Below are 12,453 nucleotides of genomic sequence, written 5' to 3' on the forward strand. Positions count from 1 at the left end.
GGGATCAAAGAATATTACTATGGCTGCAGAAAATAAAGGCTTCGGTGCATTGTTTGCAGAAAAGAAAAACTCGCTGGACCATATACAAAAAGGAATGGCGAGCGTTTTGCCCTCCTTCCCGGGCATGCCCGCCGCAAAGTATTTTGACCTGGGCATAGGAATCGATTTTCATGATTCCGTATTTCCTCCTTCTCCCTTGTTACCAGTACCTCATATAGGAATGGTATTCGATATCATGGGCGCTATTATGGCGGCCATAGCCAGTGTGGTGCCACCGCCCCCCGAACCGCCGGAACCGGAAGAAGGGAAAGAACCAGCGCCTCAACCGTTTTCCCTGGCGGCTACCGCACAAATGCTGGTACATGCTTTAAGTCCTTCTGTAAAGGTACACAACCAATGGATCGCTAATGCCGGCACTACCATTTTTCATTTGCCTGCATTCATTGCACATCTGCCTTTTCCTATCATAAAGCCTAAAGCGGCCTCGGAAATGTGGATGGGTAGTTCTACTGTGCTGGCAGATGGTGGACCTTTTTCTACACAGTTTCATCCAGCGCTTTCCTGTAACCTGGTGGGACTGCCATCACCCCCCCGTCTTAATAAAAAGAGTTCCGCCTTTGCATTGATGGCCCCCACTTCTGTGTTGCTCATTATGACTTCTGCCGGCAAACCTGTGCTGGTAGGTGGACCGCCAACGATAGACCTGTTTCAGCTAATGTTTAAACTTGGCTTGAAAGGCTTGTCAAAAGCAGCAGGTAAGATATTGCAAAAGGTGATTGATAAGATAGAAAGCCGCTTCCCCCGGCTGGCAGCCATTCTGCAGGACTTCAAATGCAAACATTTTGGTGAGCCGGTAGATGCAGCCAGCGGAAGAGTATTTTCTTCCAACATAGATTTTGAATTGTCCGGGCCCATTCCATTGGTATGGGAACGTACCTATTATAGTGATGCAGCCGTAAAAGGCCCATTGGGTTATAACTGGCATCACAACTATAATATGCATGTGTACGATCTTCAAAACGGCTATTTCAGCATACGACTGCGGGATGGTCGCGAAACCGTGATGCCGGTATTGGCAACGGGAGGTAGTTATTATAACAGGGGGGAAAAGCTATGGTGGCATCGTGATAACAGTGGTTATTACCTGGAGGACATTGCCAAGCAAACTTACAGGTTTGCATCCAAACCTGCGCCGGACGGAAGTTACCAGCTTTCTGAAATAAGGAGTGTAGCCGGATTTTGTATCCTGTTCCGTTATAACGGTAACGGCTATCTGCAACAGATCATTGACAGCAGCAACCGGTTGTTGCTGGTCACCACAGATGAGCAGGGACGCATTGAAAGAATTCATACCAGCAATGGTGCAGATATCATCAACCTCGTACGCTATACGTATGATGAAGATGGTAATTTAAGCAGTACTACCAATGCGCTGGATGTAAGTAAATACTTTTTTTACAAGGGGCATTTATTAGTGCAGTTAACAAATCAGAGCGGCCTGAATTTTTACTGGGAGTATGATGGTTCAGGAGAAGATGCCCGCTGCATACACACCTGGGGCGATGGTGGTGTGTTGGAGTATCATACATCTTATGAAGTAGGGAAAACCACTGCTACCAATAGCCTCGGACACAGCACGGAGTATTATTTTGATGAACAGCATCTCATCTATAAAATTATTGATGGCAACGGTGGCGTCACTATGCAGCAGTATAACAGCTACCAGGAGCTGGAGGTGGTAGTGGATCCGGTGGGGAATACAACTAAAAACAGCTACGATGAATTTGGCAGAATAGAGAAAGAAGTAAATGGCAACGGGGAGGCGACCTTGTTTTCGTATGATGAGGAGCAACGGCTGATTGCAGTTAAAAGTCCGGGTGGCCGGCGGTTGCGATGGAGCTATAATGAACAGGGATTGCTGGAGAAGAAAACCTTTGTGAATGGCAATACATTGCAGTATGAGTATAGCGGGGGAGATGTGGTCAGGATTGTTCACAGTAGTGGCCGCGCATTTGACCTGGCGTATGACTCGCAGCATAATCTCTGTCAACTGACCACACCGGAAGGCTCACAACTACATTGGCAATATGATGACCTGGGACGACTGGTAAAAGAAACCAGCGCTACCGGTTACTGGTATACCTATCAGTATGACGCGGCCGGAAATACTATTCAGATAGCAGAGGCAGATAGCAATGTCAATACCTTCAGCTATGATGCAGCCGATAATCTGATTAGTGCTAAGGATGGGCAACGGGAAGTGAATTTTACCTATGGTCCGTTGGGTATATTAACGGGAAGAAGTCAGCATGGCGTAAATGTTCGCTTCAACTATGATGCGGAGCTGCAGTTGCGTAGCATTGCCAATGAAGGAGGCGAGATGTACCGGTTGGAGCCGGATGCGACAGGAAAGACCATTCATGAATGGGGCTTTGATGGCATACAACGGAGGTATGAGCGGGACGAAGCAGGGCGTATTAAAAAAATAATTCGTCCTGGCAACCGCAGTACAATGTATGATTATGATAGTGTAGGTCGGGTAGTCCGTGAAGAATACCATGACGGTACTACTGCAGCCTATGGCTATGATAAGGATGGTTTGCTGACAGGGGCTTTTAATGAAGACGGCGAGATTGCCCTGCAACGGGATGCTTATGGTCGCGTGACCAGTGAAATACAGGGAGCGAATGAGGTGACGCATGAATACGATGAAGCGGGAGACCATTGTTTCACAGGTAGTAGTCTTGGTGCTGCTGTTAGTCTGCAATACAGCGTGGCGGGGTTTGTGGAAAAAATGAAAGCATCGAATGGCATATCGGATAACTGGACGGCGGCCTGGGAGCGTAATCACAGCGGACAGGAATTGCAGCGGATGCTGGTCGGTGGGGTGAATGTGCAAACACAGCGGGATAAACAGGGGCGGGTTATACGGCGATCTATTGGTGTAGATAATACAGAGCAGAGCCGCATTCGTTACGAATGGGGTCAGTCGATGCAGGTACGCCGTATCATTAATGAATTGTCTGGAGTACAGACACAATTTGCCTACGATGAGTTTGATAACCTGGTGAGTGCTACCTATGCCCAGCCTGGCGATGTTGCTGCTATCGTTTACCGGATACCGGATAAATTAGGTAACCTGTTCCGTACACCGGCGCGGAAAGATCGGGTATATGGCAAAGGTGGCCGGTTGCTGGAGTGTCCGGATTACTACTATCATTATGATGTAGAAGGCAATCTGGTGTTTAAAGAATTTAAGAATAATCATCACACTACAGCAGAAGATAAAAAGGCATATGCCAACGCCGCGGGGATAACACTCAAAGGCAGCCGAACCGGTTGGATCTACGAATGGAAAGGGAATGGTTTGTTACACCGTGTGATTGCACCTGCGGGAGGCGAAATAGTATTTAGTTATGACCCGTTAGGGCGACGTATTGCCAAAGTCAATAAACGTAAACAAACAGTAACGCGCTGGTTGTGGGATGGGCATGTTCCTTTGCATGAATGGCAATATAAGGGTGATTATCCACCCTATTTAGCAGCAACCACCAATGGCGACCTGCAGGAAGAAAGGGTGCCGGTGGAAGACCTGGTTACCTGGATCTTTGAGAAAGATTCATTTGTGCCCTGTGCAAAAATTGTCGGAAGCGATTCATACAGTATTATTTCGGATCATCTGGGTACGCCTACCCATGCTTATGATGCTTTCGGCGGTAAGGTGTGGGAGCGTGAGCTGGATTGCTATGGAAAAACGAGACAACTATACGGGGATAAAACATTTTGTAATTATCTTTATCAGGGGCAGTATGAAGATGAGGAAACAGGGCTGGCGTATAATAGGTTTAGGTATTATGATAGTGAGAGTGGATGCTACATCTCTCAAGATCCAATCGGGTTATTAGGAGGTAATAAAACTTTATATTCATATGTAGAGGATACCAATTCATATGTTGATGTTTTGGGCTTAGGGCCAATACCTCAGGGCTTTAGTAGTTATGGTCAGTTCAGGCAATTCTCTCAAGCCACACAAGCAGCTTTAACACGTGCAGGATATCCACGGACTATGCCAGTTATGCAAGGTAGTGCGGTAACAGGAGTTCAACATGGAACAGGAAAACCTTTTGGTCCCCATAGTGATTATGACATCGCTTTAGTAAATAAAGATTTGCATCAAAAAGCGGTTGGATTAGGCTTAGGAAAAGATGGGAAAAAGATTCTAATTGACGGCACTCCGGAAGGCTTGCACATTGCAGACCAATTAGGTATAACAGACGCAAGAAGCAAGCTTTCATCAATGGCAGGAAGAGATGTGAATTTTGCCATTTATCCAGACATGGAATCAGCAAAGGCAAAAGGGGAATCTATGCATATGCCTGTAAAATGTGCAGGGTAGAGACAATCTAAAATGCTGTCTAATGTAATAAGCTGGATGACTTTTTTAGTTGATACATATAATTAAACATTAGTATAAATAGGTATAATGAATAAAATAATTTCCTTGACATTTGCAGCGAACTACAATACTATAAATGAGCTACTAAACTATATAAGTAATCTATTACAAATAGCCTTCGAAGAAAGAGATAGTTCTTATTCAGGGAGTTACCAGAAGGCAAATTTTGATAACGGAACTATTATGGTTTATCCCAATTTTAATGAAGTAGAAAACGAGTGGAAATATGAGAGCTACAAAGAGTATAAATATTTAATTGGAATAAGGATTGAAAAAGGTAAAAAGATAGAAAGAGAAGAAAAGGGGAAGTTTTTTGAAGATGTTTTTTCTCAAGAAGGATTTATACTCACCTTCAGGAAAGAGATGCCTACAAATAGTTAATGTACCTTACTATAAGGTATTTAAAGAGCATTGGCGTTTATTTATGCTAKAATTCAATATTGATAAATTTATTCATTCGGGTAGTTTTTTTGATAAAGAAGGGAAAAAAGTTGGTATAGATTGGCTCAAAGAAAACAGCGATAGTGTTTTTGGAGAGGAGGTACCTATGTATTACTTCTACCTGGAAGATTTTACAGTTTCTTTTGTATATGATACTTTCTCAAATCAAATAACAGCCGAGCAGATAGAAATGCCACGTCCGGCTGTATTAACGGAATTGGCTAATTATACTGACTTTGTTACAAAATATGATGCAGAAATAGTGGCGATCTATGGGGATGAAGAAGAAACGGTCGTATTTATGCAGAGTGGTGTAAATGTTTATTTCAATAAGGAAGAAGACGCCCAACTGTTGACTAAAATAACATCACAAAGCGATGCTTCCAGGAACCTGGCCATCAGCATTTTGGATAAAATCAGATAGCGATTGATACCTGTATAGAGAAAGCATTTCGTCTTAAGTGCTATGTTGAGGAGGCCATTAATACAATACGTTATGAAACTGGCAGAAGCAATGAACACCTACAATGTAGCGTTGTTCATGATTACTCAGAAAGGGTATAACGTAACAGCCACGTTGAGCGATGATAAAGAAGATGTGATTGGCTGGAGAGCTAAAAAGAATGAGCATGAAATTTCTGCCTTTACCCCGCTTTCTCTATTGTCGCTGGTGGCTATAGAGGAAGAATACGGAGAAGGATGGAAAGCAGTTGATCACGGAAATTTATATGATAAAATACTGGACGAAATTGATTAAACATCTAAAGTAATAGATGCTTTCATGCTGCTTCTTGTATTAAGTGTGAACAGCAATAAATAATGAATTAACCAGTCATCACAATGGCATCAGAAGAAGATATACGCTTATCAAAAGAATTAATTACCGGGTTTATTGCAGCCATGAATAAATGGAAAGTAGTGTTGCTGTAGTATAACGGAAACGAATACACTATTAGCGGGTAGTATATGCAACTAAATCAGTGCATATACTACCCGTTGTTTATTATCTGCTGAATCTTTCACTTACGACCAGGTCTTTGCTACCTGCAGTATATTTATAAAATCCTTCTCCGCTTTTCACGCCTAAATAGCCTGCGGTTACCATGTTCACAAGCAGTGGGCAGGGAGCATATTTAGGATTGCCAAACCCATCATGCAGCACCTGCAGGATGGAAAGACAAACATCCAGTCCTATGAAATCGGCCAGTTGCAATGGTCCCATTGGGTGAGCCATCCCCAGTTTCATGACAGTATCAATTTCTGCAACTTCAGCTACGCCTTCAAACAGGGAGCAGATCGCTTCGTTGATCATGGGCATCAGAATGCGGTTAGCAATAAAGCCGGGATAGTCATTTACCACGCAGGGAACTTTCTCCAGTTTTTCAGAGAGCGCCACAATGGTGTTGGTCACGTCTTTATCGGTAGCATAGCCATTGATGATCTCTACCAGTTTCATGACTGGTACGGGATTCATAAAGTGCATGCCTATTACTTTAGCAGGGCGTTTAGTGGCTGCTGCAATTTTTGTAATAGAAATCGAGGAGGTGTTGGTGGCCAGGATCGCGTCGGCAGGGGCATGTTGATCCAGGTCCTGGAATATTTTCAGCTTCAGCGAAATATTTTCGGTAGCTGCTTCCACTACCAGGGAAACGTCTTTTACGCCGGCAGCGAGATCTGTTTGCAGGGAGATGTTGCCAATCGTTTGAGTTTTAACGGCTTCCGTAATAGTTCCCTTGGTCACCTGCCTGTCGAGGTTCCGGGTAATGGTTTGTAGTGCCTTATCAAGTGCCGGGGCAGAAACATCTATTAAAGTAACGGCATAGCCGTGTTGAGCAAAGACATGCGCAATACCATTTCCCATGGTACCAGCGCCGATTACCGCAATTTTTTGCATGGTGTAGTGATTTGTCAGAATTGAATAAGCCACTAATTTAAAGAATTACCCGTTACGAACTAGTTGCTGTAACTATCGTCTTTCCTTTTAAAGTCGCCTCGCTTCCAGGCCTGAATAAATTGTGCCCATGCCAGCGGGTTAAAGATGTTCTGTGGTGGCGGCTGACCTGCATAGTAGAGGCTCTGTGCCTGTTTGTTGAGGTATTGGTTTACGCCTTCACGTCCATCAACAGGGGTGTAGCGGGCCATGGCACGGAGCCTGGCGTTGTTGGTATTTTTTCGTGCCACCTCATAGGCATCATCGGGGATGTCCATATTAGCGAAGGCACGTTCAAATTCTTCTTTTGAGAGATAGGGCTTGATGATGGTGACCGGCAGATAGGTGGTATCTTCTACCATCAGCTGTATCAGGGAGAAACTGTTTCCTTTGATATCTGGCGGTACCCGGTAGTTTTTATGCTTAAAGCCTACTGCGCTGAATGACAGGGTATCACCTTTAAACACTACAATGGAGAATATACCGGATCTGTTGGAGATGGTACCTCTGCCCTGACCTCTTACCAGTACGCTTACTGCAGGGATGGCCCGGAGGCTGTCTGCTGTCATGGTAATACCTGAAATCTGAATGACGCTGTCTCTGAATTCCGCAATCTGTGCTTTCAATAGGAAAGGAGACAAAAGGAAAACAATTATGAGTGACAGTATGTAGGATCTTTTCTGATGCATGCCGGCCCTAAGATATAAAAATTTAATTACGTGTTTCCATGCAGTTGATCAGCTGCCCAGAGAAATTGTAAATTAAATCCCAATTGGGTTAACTTTGCTGTCTGGATTCAAAATTAACAACAATTTATGATCACGAAAGAGCAGGTTTTAAAGGCCCTGAGCAACGTAGAGGAGCCAGATCTGGGGAAAGATCTCGTTACGCTGAACATGGTAAAAGATATAGAGATTGACGGCAACAAAGTAAAATTTACAGTCATACTTACCACGCCGGCATGTCCGTTAAAGGACCTGATCCGGAATGCCTGTGTGAATGCTATTCACATGATAGTGAGCAGGGATGCGGAAGTGGAAGTAGTGATGACCGCCAATGTGAGTACCAAAAGAACAAGCGGACAAGGTGTACTGTCTAATGTGAAGAATATTATAGTGGTGGCTTCCGGTAAAGGAGGCGTGGGTAAATCCACTGTGGCGGCCAATCTGGCCCTGGCATTGGGTAGAGATGGTGCTAAAGTGGGGTTGATGGACGCTGATATTTACGGTCCTTCCGTTCCTATCATGTTCGGTGTACGTGGAGAAAGGCCACTGATGGTGAATGTAGACGGTAAAGGCATGATTCAGCCGATTGAGAAATTCGGTATCAAGGTAATGTCTATTGGTTTGCTGATCGATGAAAGACAAGCAGTTGTGTGGCGTGGCCCCATGGCCAGCAGTGCATTAAAACAATTTATTACCGATGTATACTGGGATGAACTGGATTACCTGGTTATCGATATGCCTCCTGGTACCGGTGATATTCACCTGACCCTGGTACAAACCGTACCTGTTACCGGTGCGGTGATTGTTACCACTCCGCAGGATGTAGCCCTGGCAGATGCTAAAAAAGGAATTTCCATGTTCCAGGGATCGCAGATTAATGTGCCAATCATTGGTTTAGTGGAAAATATGGCCTATTTCACGCCAGCTGAGTTGCCGGATAACAAATATTATATTTTCGGTAAAGAAGGTGGTAAACGCCTGGCAGAAGAACTGGAAATACCTTTCCTGGGACAGATACCATTGGTACAAAGCATCCGCGAAGGTGGTGATGCTGGTGTACCTGCTATGGCCGGGGATGAGAAAATTATCCGTAAAGCATTCCTGGATGTTGCAGGTGCCGCTGCCCGTAGTATCGCCATGCGTAATGCCAATATAGCACCTACCAAGATTGTTGATATTATCGTATAAAGAACTACTAATTACAAATTACGAACAACGTTTTGCCATCCGCAAGGCTGTTGTTCGTAATTAGTAATTAGTAATTTGTAATTCTTTCTTCAGATGTATACTCCAAAACTCACCAGGGAAACCAACTGGGATACTATTGCTGCTTTTATCAAAGAAAATGGTTTTGGTTTGCTGATTAATGTGGATGATGCCAGTGTACCACACGCCACTCATATTCCCATGACGCTGGTAGAAAAAACACCCGGAAATTTTGTGTTACATGGACACATTGCCAGGATTAATCCGCAATGGGAGTATTTCAGCAAGGGCGATACATTGGCTGTTTTTTCCGGACATCATGCCTATATTTCCTCTTCCTGGTATGAAAAAGAGAAAATCCCCACCTGGAACTACATGGCCGTGCATATTCACGGACAGATCAGGATACAGGAAGAGGCGGAAGTAATTGCTGCACTGGGTTCCCTGATGGATCACTATGAAGCCGCATCTGCCTGCCCGGTGCATATTACAGATATTGATGATAAAACAATCGGGAATAATGTAAAGGCGATTGTTGGATTTGAACTTACTGTGAGAGACGTGAATGCCAACTATAAGCTCAGCCAGAATAAAAAAGATACGGATTATTACAGCGTAATTGCCCATTTGCGGGCGTTGGGGGATGAAAATTCCCTGCGTGTGGCTGCAGAAATGGAAGCCCGCCGGGCAGCAGAAAAATAGAAGAATTATTTTATTTTTTGTTGATGCGCGTATTCGCAAAAAGGAATATCTTTAATTTATCTTCCTCATAAAAATTATGTTGGTAAACCACAACTACCACAGTGAATATTTAGAGTTGTTTTCAATTACAGGTAATCATAATATGTTTAAAGAAGCGTCAATACTTAAGTTTTACTTAACTTTGCGCCCCAAATTAACCGACTATGAATCGACAGGAATTGGTGAATCTGATTAAGGAAAAGCAGTCATACCTCTGTGTAGGGCTGGATACAGACATACAAAAGATTCCAAAACACCTGCTTTCTCATGCAGATCCGGTGTTTGCCTTTAACAAGGCGATTATTGATGCTACCAAAGATCTTTGTGTAGCCTACAAGATTAATACGGCCTTTTACGAAAGTATGGGAATCCGTGGCTGGGAAAGTTTACAACGTACTGTAGAGTATATTCCTGCCGGTATATTTACGATTGCTGATGCCAAACGTGGTGATATAGGCAATACATCTACCCAGTATGCCAAAACATTTTTCGAAACCTATAAGTTCGACTCCGTTACCGTGGCGCCTTATATGGGAAAAGACAGCGTGGAACCTTTCCTGCAGTTTTCTGAAAAATGGGCCATCCTGCTTGGACTCACTTCCAATGAAGGCAGCCAGGATTTTCAGATGCAACAGATAGGCGATGAATTCCTGTTTGAAAAAGTGCTGAAAGCTGGCGTGGAATGGGGTACACCTGACAACCTGATGTTTGTTGTAGGCGCTACACAATCTACCCAATTGGGATATATCCGTAAACTGGTTCCAGATCATTTCTTCCTGGTGCCGGGCGTAGGTGCACAGGGAGGCAGTCTGGAAGAAATTTCCACACAGGCCATGAATAAAGATTGCGGGTTACTGGTAAATGCCAGCCGTGCCATTATTTATGCCGGTAATGGAGAAGATTTCGCAACAGATGCCAGAAATGTGGCCATCAAATATCAACAGGAAATGGCAGGATACCTGAATAAGATTGCGGCGACAGTATAAAGCATTAAGAATTTCAAATTACGGATTTGTAGGTAGTTGATAAATGTGAAATCATCTTCACTTATATCTACTCACAAATCCGTAATTCGTAATTTGAAATTCGTAATTCATTACTTAAACACCGCGTTCTTTACTGTCCACCACGGCTTTACATCGAATACCAGTCTGCCTGCCACCACTGCAGGATCCCTGTTAACCAGAGATACTACTTCAAGACTGTCTTTACAATTCATAATTAAAATACCGCGCAGATCTTCATCGTTTCCAAAAGGGCCTGCCACAATAATTTTGCCGGCATCGGCCAGTTGGTGGATGTTAGCGAGATGATCACATTGTATTTTTGCTGCAACCGCGGTATCCTGGTCGCGCCTGGAGCCTTTCCGTAAAAAGACCATCCAGTACCTTTTTAATTCAGGGGTAGCGCCTGATTTGACTTTTGGGGGTAGCACCCTGAGTGCAACAGATTGTAATGGTGTGGGGTGAAATGATAACATCACAATGACTAAGAATCCCAATAGCAAAAGCGCAGGTATAACTTTGCTTGCCATAGCTCTCTAATTTGATTGAAAGGTACTAACTTGTCTCGAATTAACGCGTTTATAACAGCGAAGATTTTGCAGGATACTGCATTATTTATGCAGCCACTATAGCCCCTGACAGCATTTTTTCATTACACCTGCCTGCTTCCCGCAACTCCGTAATTCGTAATTTCTTATATTGGGTATTAAACCTGTAGTTAATGCAACAAGATCTGTTTCAGTCACCCGATTACTTTGCCGTAGATGCTTTGCTGAAAGAAGAACACCTGTTGACCCGTGATGCGGTCAGACAATGGGTGAAGAAAGAAATATCGCCTATTATTGAAGACTATTGCCAGCGGGCCACTTTCCCCACGCAAATTATAGATGGACTCGGAGAACTGGGCTGTTTTGGTCCTACCATTCCAGCAGAATATGGAGGAGGAGGAATGGACCACATCTCCTATGGACTCATGATGCAGGAGCTGGAGCGCGGCGACAGTGGTATCCGTTCTACCGCTTCGGTGCAGGGATCACTGGTGATGTATCCTATTTTTACTTTTGGCAGTGAAGCACAGAAACGAAAATATCTTCCTAAACTGGCTACAGGATCATTCATGGGCTGCTTTGGACTCACCGAACCTGACCATGGCTCCAATCCGGCCGGTATGATCACCAACTTCACGAGCGATGGCGATCATGTAATACTGAATGGCGCCAAAATGTGGATATCCAATGCCCCCTTTGCAGACATCGCAGTAGTATGGGCAAAAGATGAAGCCGGTGTTATCCGCGGCATTATTGTGGAAAGAGGCATGGAAGGATTTACCACACCTGAAACCAAAGGAAAGTGGAGCTTGCGTGCCAGTGCCACCGGTGAGCTGGTTTTTGATAACGTAAGAATACCTAAAGAGAATATACTGCCTGATGCCAAAGGATTAAAAGGGCCATTATCCTGCCTTTCTTCCGCCCGTTATGGCATTGCCTGGGGAGCGATAGGAGCGGCAATGGATTGTTACGATACGGCCCTCCGCTATGCGAAAGAACGCGTCCAGTTCGGTCGCCCCATCGGCGGTTTCCAGCTGACACAGAAAAAGCTGGCAGAAATGATCACTGAAATCACCAAAGCACAGTTGCTCAACTGGCGCCTGGGGGTATTGAAAAATGAAGGCAAAGCTACTCCCGCACAAATTTCCATGGCTAAACGCAATTCCTGCGAAGTTGCGGCCAATATTGCCCGCAACGCCCGCACCATTTTAGGCGGTATGGGCATTACCGGTGAATTTTCTGTGATGCGGCATATGATGAACCTGGAAAGCGTGATGACCTACGAAGGCACACATGAAATACATTTACTGATAACCGGTATGGATGTAACCGGATTTGAGGCATTTAAATAGCTTTTAGCTATTAGCACTTAGCTTTTAGAAATGCAGCGATGAGCAGGCGC

Annotated in this window: 11 protein-coding genes; 8 read left to right on the forward strand and 3 right to left on the reverse strand. The window is 44.3% G+C overall.

The window, feature by feature from the left end; all coding sequences use genetic code 11:
* Positions 1-19: 19 nt before the first annotated feature.
* From AC1DCV_RS03285 to AC1DCV_RS03300, 4 genes are all read left to right on the forward strand, one after another.
* Positions 20-4,396 (forward strand): DUF6531 domain-containing protein, encoded by a 4,377-nt coding sequence (locus AC1DCV_RS03285; protein ID WP_477021812.1) that lies wholly within the window; start codon positions 20-22, stop codon positions 4,394-4,396.
* Positions 4,397-4,483: 87 nt separating this feature from the next.
* Positions 4,484-4,837 (forward strand): hypothetical protein, encoded by a 354-nt coding sequence (locus tag AC1DCV_RS03290; RefSeq protein ID WP_477021813.1) that lies wholly within the window; start codon positions 4,484-4,486, stop codon positions 4,835-4,837.
* 43 nt (positions 4,838-4,880) lie between these two features.
* Complete coding sequence (locus tag AC1DCV_RS03295) at positions 4,881-5,321, forward strand: hypothetical protein (RefSeq protein WP_477021814.1); 441 nt, start codon at positions 4,881-4,883, stop codon at positions 5,319-5,321.
* A gap of 72 nt (positions 5,322-5,393) precedes the next feature.
* On the forward strand, positions 5,394-5,654 hold the full coding sequence (locus AC1DCV_RS03300) for a hypothetical protein (protein ID WP_477021815.1): 261 nt from the start codon (positions 5,394-5,396) through the stop codon (positions 5,652-5,654).
* A gap of 246 nt (positions 5,655-5,900) precedes the next feature.
* On the opposite strand, the gene AC1DCV_RS03305 is transcribed toward AC1DCV_RS03300, so the two are convergent.
* Together AC1DCV_RS03305 and AC1DCV_RS03310 are read right to left on the reverse strand one after the other, a co-directional pair.
* Positions 5,901-6,791, reverse strand: a complete 891-nt coding sequence (locus AC1DCV_RS03305; protein WP_477021816.1) for a 3-hydroxyacyl-CoA dehydrogenase family protein — start codon at positions 6,789-6,791, stop codon at positions 5,901-5,903.
* Between the two features lie 59 nt (positions 6,792-6,850).
* Positions 6,851-7,516 carry a carboxypeptidase-like regulatory domain-containing protein gene (locus AC1DCV_RS03310; protein ID WP_441572234.1) on the reverse strand — a complete coding sequence of 222 codons (666 nt, stop codon included), beginning with the start codon at positions 7,514-7,516 and terminating at the stop codon, positions 6,851-6,853.
* Positions 7,517-7,642: 126 nt separating this feature from the next.
* Between AC1DCV_RS03310 and AC1DCV_RS03315 the strand changes: the two genes are divergently transcribed.
* The 3 genes from AC1DCV_RS03315 (at position 7,643) to pyrF (ending at position 10,485) form a co-directional block, all read left to right on the forward strand.
* Entirely contained in the window at positions 7,643-8,740 is a 1,098-nt protein-coding gene (locus AC1DCV_RS03315; protein ID WP_441572233.1) for an Mrp/NBP35 family ATP-binding protein, read from the forward strand.
* A 93-nt stretch (positions 8,741-8,833) separates the two neighbouring features.
* The gene (locus tag AC1DCV_RS03320; protein WP_477021817.1) at positions 8,834-9,460 is read left to right on the forward strand and encodes an FMN-binding negative transcriptional regulator; all 627 of its coding nucleotides are present in this window, start codon (positions 8,834-8,836) and stop codon (positions 9,458-9,460) included.
* Positions 9,461-9,663: 203 nt separating this feature from the next.
* On the forward strand, positions 9,664-10,485 hold the full coding sequence (gene pyrF, locus AC1DCV_RS03325; protein WP_477021818.1) for an orotidine-5'-phosphate decarboxylase: 822 nt from the start codon (positions 9,664-9,666) through the stop codon (positions 10,483-10,485).
* 110 nt (positions 10,486-10,595) lie between these two features.
* Here pyrF and AC1DCV_RS03330 read toward each other — a convergent pair whose 3' ends face one another.
* Positions 10,596-11,033 carry a YciI family protein gene (locus tag AC1DCV_RS03330; RefSeq protein ID WP_477021819.1) on the reverse strand — a complete coding sequence of 146 codons (438 nt, stop codon included), beginning with the start codon at positions 11,031-11,033 and terminating at the stop codon, positions 10,596-10,598.
* 191 nt (positions 11,034-11,224) lie between these two features.
* On the opposite strand from AC1DCV_RS03330, the gene AC1DCV_RS03335 reads away from it, so the two are divergent.
* The gene (locus AC1DCV_RS03335) at positions 11,225-12,403 is read left to right on the forward strand and encodes an acyl-CoA dehydrogenase family protein (RefSeq protein WP_477021820.1); all 1,179 of its coding nucleotides are present in this window, start codon (positions 11,225-11,227) and stop codon (positions 12,401-12,403) included.
* Positions 12,404-12,453: the final 50 nt, after the last annotated feature.

The organism is Chitinophaga sp. 10T418 (assembly GCF_056394125.1).